Origin of the sequence: Microbispora sp. H10885 (genome assembly GCF_014161415.1) — a bacterium.
Classification (GTDB): domain Bacteria; phylum Actinomycetota; class Actinomycetes; order Streptosporangiales; family Streptosporangiaceae; genus Microbispora; species Microbispora triticiradicis.
The window spans coordinates 356,349-371,863 of the sequence record NZ_JABBWY010000008.1 but is presented as its reverse complement, the minus strand read 5'-3'; the positions used below and the strand labels follow the sequence as shown (position 1 = coordinate 371,863).

The following is a 15,515-nucleotide window of genomic DNA, read 5'->3' as shown; positions in this document are numbered from 1 at the left end:
ATCCGTCCCGGGCCGGGTTCCGGCCGGGGCAACCGCCATCATGGAACCTGTGACCGAGTCCTCCCGAACGCGAAGACGCATGACCGGCGCGGAGCGGCGCGAGCAGCTGATCCAGGTCGGCCGGGCCCTGTTCGCGGACAAGGGCTTCGACGGCACGTCGGTCGAGGAGATCGCGGCCAGCGCAAAGGTCTCCAAGCCCGTGGTGTACGAGCACTTCGGCGGCAAGGAGGGCATCTACGCCGTCGTGATCGACCGGGAGATGCAGCGCCTGCTGAGCCTGGTCACCCAGGCGCTCTCCGCCTCGCACGCCCGCGTCAAGCTGGAGCGCGCCGCGCTCGCCCTCCTGCAGTACATCGAGGAGAGCAGCGAGGGCTTCCGCATCCTGGTCCGCGACTCCCACGCCGCGTCGGGGACGGGCACCTTCGCCAGCCTGATCAGCGACATCGCGAGCCAGGTCGAGGACGTGCTCGCGGACGAGTTCAGGGAACGCGGCTACGACCCCAAGCTCGCGCCGATGTACGCGCAGATGCTCGTGGGGATGACCGCCCTCACCGGCCAGTGGTGGCTCGACGTGCGCAGGCCCGCCCGCGAGGAGGTCGCCGCCCACCTGGTGAACCTGTCCTGGAACGGCCTGAAGGGCCTCGACGCCAACCCCGGGCTCACCGGCGCGACCCGCGGGATGATCCTCACCCCCGCCGCCGAGACCCGTACGCCGCGGCCCACCGAGCGCGAGGTGAAGGAGCAGGAGAAGCTCCGCCGCGAACAGGAGAAGGCCCGCGAACGCGAGCAGCGCGAACGCGCCAGGCAGCTCGAACGCCGCCAGCGCGAGCTGGAGAAGGCCAAGGAGCGCGAGCAGCGCGAGCGGTCCAGGGAGCTCGAACGGCAGCTCAAGGAGCAGGAGAAGCTCCGCCGCGAGCAGGAGAAGGCCCGCGAACGCGAGCAGCGCGAACGCGCCAAGGAGCTCGAACGCCGCCAGCGCGAGCTGGAGAAGGCCAAGGAACGCGAGCAGCGCGAGCGGGGCCGGAGCCTCGAACGGCAGCAGCCCGGGGAGATCTGAGGGGCGCCCCCGCGAGACGACCGGCGGGACGGCCGGTGACATGGCCGGCGGGGGTGAACCGGCCTGACGGTTTCGTTGCTGCGAAGTTAACGTTCTGTTCAACGTAGTGGGGCATATTTCGTTATATGTCCGCCCAAAGCTCCCCCTCGCCTGAGCCGGAGGAGGCCGACCTCCCCGTGCCCGCCCCGCTGCCGCACGACCGGTTCCTCAATCGTGAGGAGAGCTGGCTCCAGTTCAACGAACGGGTCCTGGAGCTCGCGGAGGACCCCGCGGTGCCGCTGCTCGAACGGGTGCGGTTCCTCGCCATCTTCGCGAGCAACCTGGACGAGTTCTTCCGCGTACGGGTGGCCGGGCTGAAACGGCGGATGGCGACCGGGCTGCTGCTGCGGACGCCGGGCGGGCTCAAGCCGAGCGAGGCGCTGACCCGGATCGCGTCGGTCGCCGACGACCTCGCCCGCAGGCACGCGGCGGTCTTCCACGACCGGATCTGCCCGGAGCTGGCCGAGCAGGGCATCGCGATCGTCCGCTGGGACGACCTCGCGAGGGAGGAGCGGACGGCGCTGCGCAAGCTCTTCCGCGAGCGGATCCGGCCGGTCCTGACGCCGCTGGCCGTCGACCCCGCCCACCCGTTCCCGTACATCTCGGGGCTCTCGCTGAACCTGGCGGTCACCGTGCGCAACCCGGTGACGGGCCACACGGTGTTCGCGCGGGTGAAGGTGCCCTCACAGCTTCCCCGCTTCGTGAACGCGTCGAAGGACCGTTTCGTCCCGCTGGAGGACGTGATCGCGGCGCATCTGGGCGAGCTGTTCAAGGGCATGCAGGTGGTGCAGCACCACGTCTTCCGGGTCACCAGGAACGAGGACCTGGAGATCGACGAGGACGTCACGGAGAACCTGATGAAGGCGCTGGAGCGCGAGCTCCTGCGGCGCAGGTTCGGGCCGCCGGTGCGGCTGGAGGTCGAGGACACCATCACCCCCGAGGTGCTCGACCTGCTGGTCGACGAGCTGGGGGTGGGCGACCACGAGATCTACCGGCTGCCCGGCCCGCTGGACCTCACCGGGCTGCACGCCATCGCCGATCTCGACCGCCCCGAGCTCAGCTACCGGCCGTTCGTGCCGGCGGAGGCGGTGAGCATCGCGGACGACCTCTTCGCGACCCTGCGCGAGCACGACATCCTGGTGCACCACCCGTACGACTCGTTCGCGACGAGCGTGCAGCGGTTCGTGGAGGACGCGGCGGCCGACCCGGACGTGCTGGCCATCAAGCAGACGCTCTACCGCACCAGTGGCGACTCGCCCATCGTGGACGCCCTGATCGACGCGGCCGAGGCGGGCAAGCAGGTCGTGGTCGTGGTGGAGATCAAGGCGCGGTTCGACGAGCACGCGAACATCTCCTGGGCCCGCAAGCTGGAGACGGCCGGGTGCCACGTGGTCTACGGCGTGCTCGGCCTCAAGACGCACTGCAAGCTCGCCATGGTGGTCCGCCAGGAGGCGGGCGGCGAACTGCGGCGCTACTGCCACATCGGCACCGGGAACTACAACCCGAAGACGGCCCGGCAGTACGAGGACTTCGGCCTGCTCACCGCCGACCCGCAGGTCGGCGAGGACGTGACCGACCTGTTCATCCACCTGACCGGCTACTCCCACCAGTCCGACTACCGCAGGCTGCTGGTCGCGCCGGACTCGCTGCGCCAGGGCCTGCTCGACCGGATCGAGCAGGAGATCGCCCATCGCGCGGCCGGCCGCACGGCCCGCATCCGGATCAAGACGAACTCGATGGTGGACGAGCCGGTCATCGACGCGTTGTACCGCGCCTCGCAGGCGGGCGTGCCGGTGGACCTGTGGGTCCGCGGCATCTGCACGCTCCGGCCGGGTGTGCCGGGGTTGTCGGAGACCATCCGCGTACGCAGCGTGCTCGGCCGGTTCCTCGAACACTCCCGCGTGTTCGAGTTCGGCGGAGGACGGCGGCCGGAGATCTGGATCGGCAGCGCCGACCTGATGCGCCGCAACCTGGACCGGCGGGTCGAGGCGCTGGTCAAGGTCAGCAGCCCGGAGCACCGGAGGTACCTCGCCCACCTGCTCGACCTGGCGTTCGAGGACAACGCCACCGCCTGGACGCTGCACTCCGACGGCAAGTGGCTGCGCCACCGGGGCGAGACCGACCTCCAGCACCACCTGATCGCGAGCCGCCGCTGGCGGACCGTGGACGACGGTGCCGAGTGACGACGACCGGTGTGCTCAGGGAGGCCCGCGTGATCAGAGCGGCCGGCGCGGTCGTGTGGCGGGGCGAGGAGGCCGATCCGGAGATCGCGCTCGTCCACCGGCCGGCGTACGACGACTGGAGCCTGCCCAAGGGCAAGCTCAGGCACGGCGAGCACGTGATCGCCGCGGCGCTGCGCGAGGTGCGGGAGGAGACCGGCCTCCGGGTCGTGCTCGGCCGCGCGCTCCCGCCCGTGCACTATCTGAAGGACGGCCGGCTCAAGCGGGTGGACTACTGGCTCGCCCGCGATCCCGGCGACGGGCGGGCTGCGGGCGGCGACGGCGAGGAGGTCGACGAGGTCGTCTGGCTGCCGATCGAGGAGGCGGCGCGGCGCCTCACCTACGGCTGGGACAGGCGCCTGCTGCGGGCCGTCGGCGCCGCGCCCCTCACGACCACCCCGTTGATCTTCCTGCGGCACGCTCTGGCGGGCTCCCGGCAGGAGTGGAAGGGCGACGACGACCACCGCCCGCTGGACGAGCGCGGTCTCGCCCAGGCCGAGATCCTGGCCACGGTGCTCGGGGCGTACCGGCCGGAGCGGCTCGTGAGCTCGCACAGCAGGCGCTGCACGCAGACGATCGGGCCGTACGCGGAACGGCACGGCCTGGAGGTGCGCGGGGAGAAGGCGCTGTCGGAGAGCGGCTACGACCCCCGGGAGGCGGAACGGCTGGTGCGCGATTCGCTCGCCGCGGCGGATGCGGCGGTGCTGTGCAGCCACGGCAAGGTGCTGCCCGCGCTGCTGGGCACGGCGGGCGAGGCGCTGCACCGCACGCGGTCCGCCGACCTCGCCCTCGCCAAGGGCGGCTTCGCCGTCCTCCACCACGCGGCCGGCCGGGCGGTCACGCTGGAGCGCTACGTCACCTGACCGACCGGCGGATCACCCGGTGACGGAGGCCCAGACGGCGGGGAACTCCTCGTGGGCGCGGGCCGCCTCGGCGCTCTCGACGCCCGCGAGCACGCCGTAGGTGAAGGTGTCCTCCCCGGCCTCCCTCGCCCGGCCCGCCTCCTCCAGGAGCGTGTCCTGGGCGACCACGCCGTCCTGGTGGCGGCCGAGCACCTTCTGCACCTCCTTGGCCCGTTTGGCCGGCCCGGACAGGCCGGCCGCCTCCGCCGTATAGCGGGCGCGCTTGGCGGCCTTGCGCACCTCGTGCATGGCCGTCTCGCGCTCCTCGCCCTCCTCCGCCCGGAGGGCCGCGTCGTAGGCGTCGGCCACCCGCCGCCAGTTCCTGTCCACGATCTTCCGCAGCGCCTTGCCCGCGTCCTTGCCCGCCGCCGCCGTCAGCGGCGGGTCGGCCGCCAGCGCGTCGAGGGCGTCGAGCAGCGCGAAGTAACGCTCGCCGCCGAGCGCGGCCCGGATGCGGTCGTACGCCTCGTGTTCCCTGGCGAGCAGGTCGTCGCCCAGCCTGCGGCGCGCCTCGCCGGTGACGAGCCGGGGGTCGAGCGCGTCGAGGCGGGCGGCGAAGCGCGCCCGGATGACCTCCAGGTCACGGGCCTCGCCCAGCACCTCGCCGAGCCACTTCAGCTCCTCCTGCACGGATTCGGTCTCCACGACGATCCGCTTGAACGCCTTGAGCGCGCTGCGCAGCCGGCGGCAGGCCACCCTGGCCTGGTGCACGGCGTCCTCCCCGGCGAGCCGTACGCGCGGGTCCTGGGCGGCGAGCGCGGCGACCTGGGCGCGGAGGTAGCCGACGACGACCTCGCCGACGGAGCCCGGCTCGGGCCGGGTGGCCGGGCGCGGCGCGGGCAGGCGGTCGCCGAGGACCCGGGCGAGCTTGCTCCCGCCGGCGGCGGGGACGGCGCCCGCCCCGCGCAGCCGCTTGCCCACCTTCTTGAGGATCTCGCGGTCGCCCTCCTTGATCTCGGCCTCGACCTCCCGCCAGCGCCGCACCACCGGCTCGTCGCCGAGGACGGTGCCCTTGACCCGGTCGTCGGCGACCTCCACCAGTGGCGCGTCCCCGGGACCGAGCAGCAGCGCGATGGAACGGCGGGTCTCCAGCTGGGCCACCGGCGCCAGCGGGGCGCCCCGTGTGTACGCGAGGACGAGGCTCGCCAGCTCGGCGGGGACGGTCTTCGCGCTGCGCGTGAGCGGCCGGGTGATCTCCTCGCGGGCGCCCGCGGCCTTGGGCAGCTTGAGGTGCCAGCCCTCGTCGTCCCCGCCGCGCCGGCGCCGCAGCGTGACGCCCCGGGCGGCCAGGCGCAGGTCGGCGGTGTCGAAGTAGACCGCGGTCAGGCGGTGTGACAGCGGCTCCGCCACCCGCGCGCACCCCGGCACTCCGCCCAGGTCGGGCAGGGTGAAGTCGTCCTGGACGTCGAACTTGTCCTCGATCTCAAGCGCCACCGTTCCCCCAAGTGCCTCCCGGTCGGGCCGTCATAGTGCCACGCCAAAATGAACAGCTTTGCCCGCTTCGCTCGTCGGGGCGCTCACTCCGGATCGCTCGGGTGTGGCCTCATGAGCGGGCGACGGCGAAGATGCGGCGGAAAGGGAAGGGGGTGCCGTACGGGCGGGGAGGGTAGGCCTCCCGCAGGGCGCGCGCGCAGTCGGCGAGGAAGGCGGCGTGCCGCTCGGGCGGCAGCCGGTCGAGCATCGGCCGCAGCGCCGTGCCCTTGATCCAGTTCAGCACCGGGTCCTCCCCCGGCAGGACGTGGACATAGGTGGTCTCCCAGGCGTCCACCGTGAGGCCGAGACCGGCGAGCAGGTCCACGTACTCCTCGGGATCCCCCACCGTCGCGCCGCGCGGCACGTCGCCCAGCTCCGCCCGCCAGGTCGTACGGCACAGCTCGCGCACGACGGCGTGGCTCGGCGCGTCGAAGTTGCCGGGCATCTGGAAGGCGAGCCACCCGTCCTCGGCGAGCCAGCCCCTCCACCGGGCCAGCAGGTCGCGGCGCTCGGGGAGCCACTGCAGGAGCGCGTTCGAGACGATCACGTCGACCGGCCGCGACGGACGCCAGTCGCGTACGTCGGCCACCTCGAAATCGGGGCCCGGTGGCGCTTTGGCGATCATGGCGGGTGAGGCGTCCACGCCGTGGACCCGGGCGCCGGGCCAGCGGGCGAGGAGCGTCGCGGTGAGCTCCCCGGTGCCGCAGCCGAGGTCGACGACGTACTCGGGCGACCGGGCGCCCACCCGGCTGACGAGCTCGTGAAAGGGCCTTCCGCGTTCGGCCGCGTAACGCTCGTAGACCTCCGGGTCCCAGATGTCCGCAGGCATACCCACCTCCCGATTATCTTGATGTCAAGATAACTCGATATCGCGTGAGATATCTCGATGTCAAGAAAAGCTAGACTCGGCCCATGACCTTCTCGAGGCCCGCCGAGGACGAGGTGGACCGGCTGGTCGCGGCCTGGAAGCAGGAGCGCCCGGACCTGGACGTGACACCGCTTGAGGTGCTCAGCCGGGTCTCCCGCCTGAGCCGGCATCTTGAGCGTGAGCGTCGGGCCGCCTTCGCCTCCCACGACATCGAGTCGTGGGAGTTCGACGTGCTGACGGCGCTGCGCCGCTCCGGCGAGCCGTACGAGCTGAGCCCGGGCGCACTACTGCGCGCCACCCTGGTGACGTCGGGCACCATGACGAACCGCATCGACCGGCTCGCCGCCGCCGGACTGGTCACCCGGCGCCCCGATCCCGAGGACCGGCGCGGCGTGCTGGTGCGGCTCACCCGCGCCGGCATGGACCGGGTGGACGCCGCCTTCGCCGACCTGCTGCGACGGGAACGCGAACTACTGGCCGGCCTCGACCAGCACGAGCAGCAGGCTCTCGCCCGGCTGCTGCGCACGCTCCTCGTGCCCTTCGACGCCCCGTCCGACGCGCTCGACAACGGGCTCCGGTAGGCGGCACCGCCCCTCTGGGCGCCGACACGGCAATCTCGGACGGGTCTTCGGCGATCACCGGTTTCATCACCGAGTGTGATGTTCGTCACATCGATTACTGGACCGGTCCATCACCGAGCGTGATCAGCGACCGGATCCACCCGTCATGATCAGCGGAAACGACCACGCCAGAGCCCTTCGGACACCGGCTCGACGCCGGGGGGTCCGCAATCTGGTCACGTGAAATACCCCCTTTCCCAGCATTCTCTCAGATACCTTTCCATTTCGTTCCTTTACTGACGCTTGGGGCGCAGGTGACGCCTCACGACAGACCAGGGAGTTTCTCTTGAAGCGCACGCTCGCTCTCGGTGGCGTCGCGGCCGGCCTGCTGGCCTCCGCCGCTATCGCCGCCCCCGCCGCTCATGCCGGCTCCGACCATCGCTCCGCCACCCTCGCCGGGACCAACCTTGCCGCCAAGGAAGTCGCGGCGTTCTGGTACGGCGAGAACAAGGCGAACCTGATCAACGCCACGCCGTACGGCGTGGAGACCAAGGTCGTCGCCAAGCACGTGTCCAAGGGCGGGCCGTCCGCGGACAGCAAGCCCGGCGTCGTGCCGGCGATCGGCGACGAGAAGAAGTCGACGTCCAAGTCGAAGAACGTGAACCTGCCCAAGACCACGGGCAAGGTGTTCTTCATCGGCGCCGACCACAGGCCGCACTGGTGCACCGCGACCTCGGTGCAGTCGTCGTACCACAACCTGGTCGCCACGGCCGGGCACTGCGTGTACGACACCGAGTCGAACCGGGCCACGCTGGACCGCTGGGTGTTCGTCCCGGGTTACTACCAGGGCAAGACCCCGTGGGGCATCTACGTCGGCAAGACGGCCTACACGCACTACGACTACGACGTGTACGAGGACGGCGACCGCGACTACGCGTTCGTCACCGTGTACAACGGCGTGCTGCCCACCGTGGTCACGGACAGCTACGGGCGTGACGACCACCACGGCCGTGACGACCACCACGGGCGCGACGACCACCACGGCCGTGACGACCACCACGGGCGTGACGACCGCTACGGACGTGACGACCACCGTGGGCGCGGGCACGACGACCGCACCCTGGTCCGCCAGATCAGCGTCCGCGAGTTCCAGGCCAAGAACAAGGGCAAGGACCTCACGGGCAACGGCCCCTGGGCCCAGGGCACGAGCGTCGTGACCAAGGACATCAGCGGCCGCGAGTACGACAGCCGGCGTGACTGGTACATCAGCGAGGACGGCAAGACCCTGTACTTCCGCAAGGAAGTGCGCGGTCGTGACGACCACCACGGTGACGACCACCACGGCCACGGCCAGTACGGCGACCGCGACGTGCCCGGCTTCGGCCAGGGCCACCACCAGTCCCCCTCGCCGAGCCCGTCGCCGAGCGCCTCGCCCAGCGCGACGCCCTCGGCCTCCCCGTCCGCGACGCCCAGCCCCACCTGGCCCGGGCACCGGGAGTACCGCTACTTCAAGCGGACCTTCTACGTGAAGAGCCTGCGCGGCGGCGGTCACGGCCCGCTGATCGTTCTGAAGGACGTCGGCCGCCTGGGCGACAACGTGGGCGGTCAGGGCCTGGCCTACAACCAGAAGATCGGCAGCTCGGTCTTCGTCTTCGGCTACCCGAGCGGATACCACCCCGACGGCAACAACGCCTTCTCGGGTGCGACCCTCAAGTGGAGCTACGGCAAGACCTTCGCCGCCTCGGCCGCCGCGGTCAAGGGCGAGGAGCTGGTCGGCGTCAAGTCCTCCTTCACGGGTGAGGGCGCCATCGGTTCGTCCTGGCTGCTGCAGTACAAGAGCGCCCGTCGCCTCGGTTACCTGAACGGTGTGACCATCGGCCTCGCCGACACCGACAAGAACGACCGGATCGACACCAGCGTCTCCCCGTACTTCGACGGCGAGACCTACGGCGTCTACAAGGCCGCGGCCGGCAACTGGTCCGGCAAGATCGTCTGATCTGTCCCAGACTGATCCCGAAAGGGCCCGGCATCCAGCCGGGCCCTTTTTTCGTGTTTCGGGCTGCTCGCCGCTGCTCTGTGCTCGCCCCTGGCGGCCGCACGCGCCCTTCCCCCCGTGCGGACACCCCCTCGGGGCTCGTCGCAACTCAGCGGCGCCGCCCATCCCCTCCGGGACGGTCCGAGTCACGTCCAGACCCCCGGCACCACCGCGACGGGCAACTCAGACGTGATCACTATGCTTTCTGGTTTCATCTCTTTGATGTGATTTAGGTCACATTGAGAGCACCTTATGGATCTTGCGAGCGACGCCGGGCGCGGCCGAAGATTCACGCCCCCAACAGGTGAAACACAGCAAATTCTCAGAAACGGTCCGAGGGCACTCCGAGGCTCAACATCACGGAGTGCGACTGTGCGCTCACCCAAAGGCCGTTGATCCTCCTCATTTCTCTTATAACTTTGCTTATCAGTCCTTTACTGACGCATGGGGCGCAGGTGGCGCCCCACGACAGACCAAGGGAGAACCCTCTTGAAGCGCACCCTCACCCTCGGTGGCATGGCGGCCGGTCTGCTGGCCACCGCCGTTGTCGCCTCCCCGGCCGCCCACGCCGGGAACGACATCTCGCACGACACGCTGGCCAGCAGCAACCTGGCGGCCAAGCAGATCGCGGCGTTCTGGTACGGCGAGAACAAGGCCAACCTCGTCAACGCCAAGCCGTACGGCGTGGAGACCAAGGTCTCCGCGAAGCACGTGTCCAAGGGCGGGCCGTCCGCGGACAGCAAGCCCGGCGTCGTGCCGGCGATCGGCGACGAGAAGAAGTCGACGTCCAAGTCGAAGAACGTGAACCTGCCCAAGACCACGGGCAAGGTGTTCTTCATCGGCGCCGACCACAAGCCGCACTGGTGCTCGGCCACCTCGGTCCAGTCGAAGTACCACAACCTGGTCGCCACGGCCGGTCACTGCGTGTACGACACGCAGTCGAACAAGGCCACGCTCGACCGCTGGGTGTTCGTCCCGGGTTACTACCAGGGCAAGACCCCGTGGGGCATCTACGTCGGTAAGACCGCCTACACGCACTACGACTACGACGTGTACGAGGACGGCGACCGCGACTACGCGTTCGTCACCGTGTACAACGGCGTGCTCCCGACGGTCACCTCCGACGGCAAGAAGTACGAGTCGGCCGCGTACGAGACCTACGGCCAGGCTGCCTGGGCCCTGCGCAAGCTGAAGGCGCACTCGGGCTACTCCGGCCTCAAGGTCGAGTCCGTCGTGGACTACGCCCACAAGGTGGCCCTGGGCACCCCGGGCTCGAAGAAGGTCGCGGCCAGCGTCGCCCAGATCGCGGTGGACCCGAAGACCAACGACTCGGCTCGCGCGACCCTGGAGAACTGGGCCAAGGGCCACATCGGCGAGTCCACCTACGACGACAAGACGTGGGGCGCCGTGGTCAAGGAGGCCCGGAGGCACCACTACTACCGCCTCGGCTGGAACTCCAGCGACGCCACGAAGCAGACCGTCTACACCTTCGAGAAGGACGGCAAGAAGTACCAGGCCACCTTCTGGGGCAACTTCGACGTCGACTACAAGGTCACCGGCAAGACGGCGTCGGTCGGCCTGAAGGACGTCGGCCGCCTCGGCGACAACGTCGGTGGTCAGGGTCTGGCCTACAACCAGAAGATCGGCCAGCCGGTCTTCGTGTTCGGCTACCCGAGCGGGTCGCACCCGGACGGCAACCACGCCTTCTCCGGCAAGACCCTCAAGTGGAGCTACGGCAAGACCTTCGCCGCGACCGCTCCGGCGATCAAGGCCGAGGAGCTGCAGGGCGTCAAGTCCTCCTTCACCGGTGAGGGCGCGCTCGGCTCGTCCTGGCTGCTCAAGTACAACAACGGCCGTCGTCTCGGCTACCTGAACGGCGTGACCATCGGCGTCTCCGACACCGACGGCAACGACCGTTACGACACCTCCGTCTCCCCGTACTTCGACGGCGAGACCTACGGCGTCTACAAGGCGGCCGCCAACGTGTGGTCCGGCAAGATCGTCTGATCTCCGTACGCCTGACGAGAAGGGCCCGGCTTCATGCCGGGCCCTTTTCCGTCGTCCCGGTCACCCGGACAGCCCCTCCGCCACAACCGGCCGCTCCGGCGAATCTCTCCACGGCTGAAGAGGCGCGGAGGCCGCACCGGCCCCTACCCTGCCGATGCTGCGCTGCCGTGTGCTGCCGATGTGCTGCCGATGTGCTGCTGATGCGCCGCGTGTCCTGCCGGGCCGACAGCGGGCGGCGCGGCGGGCCGGCGAGCAAGCACCCGTCGGCGACGATGACCGACGATGAACATGGAGCAGGACGCCCCGAGCGTGGCGGGAGCCCTGCAGGTCCGTAGGCCTGACCGACCCACAGCCCTCTGACCACACCTCCCGTGGCCACCGTCGCTGTGGACCAGCGCCCATGACCGTGGGGACCTGTGAGCAGGGGTGCTGTGGGAACGGAAAAAGGGCCCGGCTGGATGCCGGGCCCCTTCTCGATCAGTCTTGGGCAGATCAGACGATCTTGCCGGACCACTTGCTGGCAGCGGCCTTGTAGACGCCGTAGGTCTCGCCGTCGAAGTACGGGGAGACGGAGGTGTCGTAGCGGTCGTTGCTGTCGGTGTCGGAGACGCCGATGGTCACGCCGTTCAGGTAGCCGAGACGGCGGCTGTTGTTGTACTTGAGCAGCCACGCCGAGCCGAGCGAGCCCTCACCGGTGAAGGAGGACCGGACGCCCTGCAGCTCCTCGGCCTTGATCGCCGAAGCGGTCGCGGCGAAGGTCTTGCCGTACGTCCACTTGAGCGTGTGGCCGGAGAAGGCGTAGTTGCCGTCCGGGTGCGACCCGCTCGGGTAGCCGAACACGAAGACCGGCTGGCCGATCTTCTGGTTGTAGGCCAGACCCTGACCACCGACGTTGTCACCCAGGCGGCCGACGTCCGACAGGCCGATCCAGAGCACCTTGCCGGTGACCTTGTAGTCGGTGTCGAAGTTGCCCCAGAAGGTGGCCTTGTACTTCTTGTTGTTCTGGGAGAAGACGTAGGTCGTCTGCTTCGTGGCGTCGTTCGAGTTCCAGCCGGTGTTGGCCCACCCGACGGTCTGGGTGACCACGGAACCCCACGTGTTGTCGGTGAACGTGGACGAGCCGATGTGGCCCTTGGCCCAGTTCTCCAGGGTGGTCCGAGCGGTGGGGATCGTGGACGGGATGACCGCGAGCTGGGCGACGCTGGCCGCGACCTTCTGCGAACCGGGGGTGCCCAGGACCACCTTGTGCGCCCAGTCGACGACGGGGGTGATCTTCAGGTCGGACGCACCGGACGCCTTGGCGTCCTGGAGGTCCTTGACCTTCTTCTGCGCGTCCATGGGGGTCTCGAAGGTGCCCCAGTCCTTGCCCGCGTCGCTGTGCGCGCCGGACAGGTGAGCACGGTCGACCTTGACGCCGTTGTACACGGTGACGAACGCGTAGTCGCGGTCGCCGTCCTCGTACACGTCGTAGTCGTAGTGCGTGTAGGCGGTCTTACCGACGTAGATGCCCCACGGGGTCTTGCCCTGGTAGTAACCCGGGACGAACACCCACTTGTCGAGGGTGGCCTTGTTCGACTCGGTGTCGTACACGCAGTGCCCGGCCGTGCCGACCAGGTTGTGGTACGCCGACTGCACCGAGGTCGCGGTGCACCAGTGCGGCTTGCCGTCGCCGCCGATGAAGAACACCTTGCCCGTGGTCTTGGGCAGGTTCACGTTCTTCGACTTCGCGGCCGACTTCTTCTCGTCGCCGATCGCCGGCACCACGCCGGGCTTGCTGTCGGCCGCCGGCCCGCCCTTGGAGACGTGCTTGGCGACGACCTTGGTCTCCACGCCGTACGGCGTGGCGTTGATCAGGTTGGCCGCGTTCTCGCCGTACCAGAACGCCGCGACCTGCTGGGCGGCAAGGTTGGTCTTGGCCAGCGAGTCGGCGGCGACATCGTTCCCGGCGTGAGCGGCCGGGGAGGCGACAACGGCGGTGGCCAGCAGACCGGCCGCCATGCCACCCAGAGCAAGCGTGCGCTTCATGGAAAATCTCCCTGGTCTGTCGTGAGGCGTCACTTGCGCCCCATGCGTCAGTGAAGGAACGAGGAGAAAGTTATACGAAGAAAGGAGGGAAAAAGTGGTAATCCTGCAGCGCAATTAGCCGGCAAGCGCGACATACGTGGCGCCCTGTCAGCGCGGTTCCTGAATGTCAGCTGTGTTTGCGCTGATCATGTGGGACCTGACGGGATGGCTGTCAGCCAGTGGGTCAGGACGTGATGTGACGAAGGTCACATCCCAGGGGTGGAACCCATACCCGTCGTGAATACGTCCGAGTGGCCCCGCGGACCGTACACGGACCGTACACGGCGCGGCGGTGACCGTCACAAGGACCGTCACAAGGCAGCGGCGCGCGGCCCTCCCGGGCCACGCGCCGCCTTGTCCCGCGTCCTGATGGAGATGTGAGCCCTGCGGCCGGTCTCCGTGGCCCTGGGCGCGCAGCCGCAGAGACCGGGGTCACTGGCCTTCGAGGCGTTCGGCGAGCTCCATCCACTCGAGCTCGACCGTCTCCTTCTGCGCGCCGACCTCGCGAAGGTCCGCGTCGAGAGCGGCCAGGCGGGTGAAGTCGCCGGCGGCCCCGGCCATGTCGGCGTGCAGCGCCGCCTCCCGCTCGCCGAGCTTGTCGAGCTGCCGCTCCAGCCGGTTGAGCTCCTTGCGCAGCTCCCGCAGTTCCTTGGCCGACAGCCCGGCCGTGGCCGCCTGGTCCGCGCCCTGCCCGTCCCCGCCCTGCCTCTGCTCCGCCGGTACGGCGGCCGGAGCGGCCGACGACGCCGCGGCGCGGGCGGACAGCGCGGTTCCCGAGGCCCGGCGCTCCAGGTATTCGTCCACGCCACCGGGGAGCATGGAGAGCCTGCCGTCCCCGAGCAGGGCCACACAGCGGTCGGCCACCCGCTCCAGGAAGTAGCGGTCGTGGCTCACCACGACCAGCGTGCCGGCCCAGCCGTCGAGCAGGTCCTCCAGCTCGGTGAGGGTCTCGATGTCGAGGTCGTTGGTCGGCTCGTCGAGCAGGAGCACGTTCGGCTCGTCCATGATCAGCCGAAGGAGCTGGAGCCGCCGCCGCTCACCGCCGGACAGGTCGCCGACGACCTTCCACTGCGCCTCGCCCCGGAAGCCGAGGCGTTCGAGCAGCTGAGAGGCCGACCATTCCTTCTTGCCTACCTGGACGTACTTGCGCACCTCCTCGACCGTCTCCAGCACCCGCCGCGACGGATCGAGATCGTGCAGCTCCTGCGACAGGTGCGCGAGCCGTACGGTCCTGCCCCGCACGACCCGGCCGCTGTCCTCGGTGACCGTGCCCGACAACAGGCGCAGCACCGACGACTTGCCCGAGCCGTTGACTCCGATCAGCCCGATCCGGTCACCCGGGCCGAACTGGTACGTGCTGTGGTCGAGCACGAGCGGCCCGGCGCCGGGGCCGCCGGCGTGGAGCGTCACGTCCTCCAGGTCGAAGACCGTCTTGCCCAGCCGCGCCGAGGCGAAGTTGAGCAGCTCGACCGTCTCACGCGCCGGCGGCTCGTTCGCGATCAGCGCCTCGGCGGCGTTGATCCGGAACTTCGGCTTGGACGTACGCGCCGGCGGGCCGCGCCGCAGCCAGGCGATCTCCTTGCGCATGAGGTTCTGCCTGCGCTCCTCGGCCGCCTGGGCGAGCCGGGCGCGCTCGGCCTTGGCCAGGACGTAGGCGGCGTAGCCGCCCTCGTACCGCTCGACCGTGCCGTCCACGACCTCCCAGGTCCGGGTGGCCACCGCGTCGAGGAACCACCGGTCGTGCGTGACGACCAGCAACGCCGACCTGCGCCGGGACAGGTGCCCGGCCAGCCAGGCGATGGCCTCGATGTCCAGGTGGTTCGTCGGCTCGTCGAGGACGATCAGGTCGTGCTCGCCGATCAGCAGCCTGGCCAGTGCGGTACGGCGGCGTTCGCCGCCGGACAGGGCGCCGGCCGGGGACGCCAGGTCGACGTCACCGAGCAGCCGGGCGAGGATCTCCCTGATCGCCGCGTCGCCGGCCCATTCGTGCTCGGCCCGCCCGGCCAGGACGATGTCCTTCACCGGCATGTCCGGGTCGAACTCGTCGCGCTGGGAGAGCATGCCCACCCGCAGGTTGCGCGTGTGCGTCACGCGCCCGCTGTCGGGGCGCAGCGTGCCGGAGATGATGGAGATGAGCGTGGTCTTGCCACCGCCGTTGCGGCCCACGACGCCGATCCGGTCGCCCTGCTCGATGCCGAGGGAGACATCGGCCAGCAGGGGCTTGAGACCGAAGGCGTGGGAGACCGACTCCAGATTGACCAGGTTCATCGTCCGACAAGCCTATCCGCCCC

Annotated in this window: 10 protein-coding genes; 6 read left to right on the top strand and 4 right to left on the bottom strand. The window is 69.8% G+C overall.

Going from position 1 to position 15,515, the window contains the following annotated elements; genetic code table 11:
* The first annotated feature begins 79 nt into the window (after nt 1–79).
* The 3 genes from HHX37_RS23000 to HHX37_RS22990 all read left to right on the top strand — a co-directional run bounded on the left by HHX37_RS23000 (nt 80) and on the right by HHX37_RS22990 (nt 4,178).
* Complete coding sequence (locus HHX37_RS23000; protein WP_220499771.1) at nt 80–1,057, top strand: TetR/AcrR family transcriptional regulator; 978 nt, start codon at nt 80–82, stop codon at nt 1,055–1,057.
* Between the two features lie 125 nt (nt 1,058–1,182).
* The gene (locus HHX37_RS22995; RefSeq protein ID WP_182883303.1) at nt 1,183–3,279 is read left to right on the top strand and encodes an RNA degradosome polyphosphate kinase; all 2,097 of its coding nucleotides are present in this window, start codon (nt 1,183–1,185) and stop codon (nt 3,277–3,279) included.
* Nucleotides 3,280–3,308: 29 nt separating this feature from the next.
* Nucleotides 3,309–4,178 carry an NUDIX hydrolase gene (locus tag HHX37_RS22990; RefSeq protein WP_182886714.1) on the top strand — a complete coding sequence of 290 codons (870 nt, stop codon included), beginning with the start codon at nt 3,309–3,311 and terminating at the stop codon, nt 4,176–4,178.
* Between the two features lie 12 nt (nt 4,179–4,190).
* Here HHX37_RS22990 and HHX37_RS37860 read toward each other — a convergent pair whose 3' ends face one another.
* Both HHX37_RS37860 and HHX37_RS22980 read right to left on the bottom strand, forming a co-directional pair.
* Nucleotides 4,191–5,651: a CYTH and CHAD domain-containing protein gene (locus HHX37_RS37860; RefSeq protein ID WP_182883301.1), complete on the bottom strand. Its 1,461-nt coding sequence runs from the start codon at nt 5,649–5,651 to the stop codon at nt 4,191–4,193.
* Between the two features lie 109 nt (nt 5,652–5,760).
* Nucleotides 5,761–6,519, bottom strand: coding sequence for a trans-aconitate 2-methyltransferase (locus HHX37_RS22980; RefSeq protein ID WP_182883300.1), 759 nt, complete (start codon nt 6,517–6,519; stop codon nt 5,761–5,763).
* 83 nt (nt 6,520–6,602) lie between these two features.
* On the opposite strand from HHX37_RS22980, the gene HHX37_RS22975 reads away from it, so the two are divergent.
* The 3 genes from HHX37_RS22975 to HHX37_RS36985 all read left to right on the top strand — a co-directional run bounded on the left by HHX37_RS22975 (nt 6,603) and on the right by HHX37_RS36985 (nt 11,160).
* The gene (locus HHX37_RS22975; protein WP_182883299.1) at nt 6,603–7,139 is read left to right on the top strand and encodes a MarR family winged helix-turn-helix transcriptional regulator; all 537 of its coding nucleotides are present in this window, start codon (nt 6,603–6,605) and stop codon (nt 7,137–7,139) included.
* Between the two features lie 325 nt (nt 7,140–7,464).
* Nucleotides 7,465–9,114, top strand: coding sequence for a trypsin-like serine peptidase (locus HHX37_RS36990; RefSeq protein ID WP_259406665.1), 1,650 nt, complete (start codon nt 7,465–7,467; stop codon nt 9,112–9,114).
* A 528-nt stretch (nt 9,115–9,642) separates the two neighbouring features.
* Nucleotides 9,643–11,160, top strand: coding sequence for a trypsin-like serine peptidase (locus HHX37_RS36985; RefSeq protein WP_259406664.1), 1,518 nt, complete (start codon nt 9,643–9,645; stop codon nt 11,158–11,160).
* A gap of 492 nt (nt 11,161–11,652) precedes the next feature.
* On the opposite strand, the gene HHX37_RS22960 is transcribed toward HHX37_RS36985, so the two are convergent.
* The gene (locus tag HHX37_RS22960) at nt 11,653–13,185 is read right to left on the bottom strand and encodes a trypsin-like serine peptidase (RefSeq protein WP_182886713.1); all 1,533 of its coding nucleotides are present in this window, start codon (nt 13,183–13,185) and stop codon (nt 11,653–11,655) included.
* Nucleotides 13,186–13,656: 471 nt separating this feature from the next.
* Complete coding sequence (locus HHX37_RS22955) at nt 13,657–15,492, bottom strand: ABC-F family ATP-binding cassette domain-containing protein (RefSeq protein WP_182886712.1); 1,836 nt, start codon at nt 15,490–15,492, stop codon at nt 13,657–13,659.
* Between the last annotated feature and the right edge of the window lie 23 nt (nt 15,493–15,515).

What these genes read in the sequence shown, in the direction of transcription:
- HHX37_RS23000 (WP_220499771.1), top strand. Translation starts at nt 80, where the DNA reads ATGACCGGCGCGGAGCGGCGCGAGCAGCTGATCCAGGTCGGCCGGGCC.
- HHX37_RS22960 (WP_182886713.1), bottom strand. Translation starts at nt 13,185, where the DNA reads ATGAAGCGCACGCTTGCTCTGGGTGGCATGGCGGCCGGTCTGCTGGCC.
- HHX37_RS22975 (WP_182883299.1), top strand. Translation starts at nt 6,603, where the DNA reads ATGACCTTCTCGAGGCCCGCCGAGGACGAGGTGGACCGGCTGGTCGCG.
- HHX37_RS22955 (WP_182886712.1), bottom strand. Translation starts at nt 15,492, where the DNA reads ATGAACCTGGTCAATCTGGAGTCGGTCTCCCACGCCTTCGGTCTCAAG.
- HHX37_RS22980 (WP_182883300.1), bottom strand. Translation starts at nt 6,519, where the DNA reads ATGCCTGCGGACATCTGGGACCCGGAGGTCTACGAGCGTTACGCGGCC.
- HHX37_RS22995 (WP_182883303.1), top strand. Translation starts at nt 1,183, where the DNA reads ATGTCCGCCCAAAGCTCCCCCTCGCCTGAGCCGGAGGAGGCCGACCTC.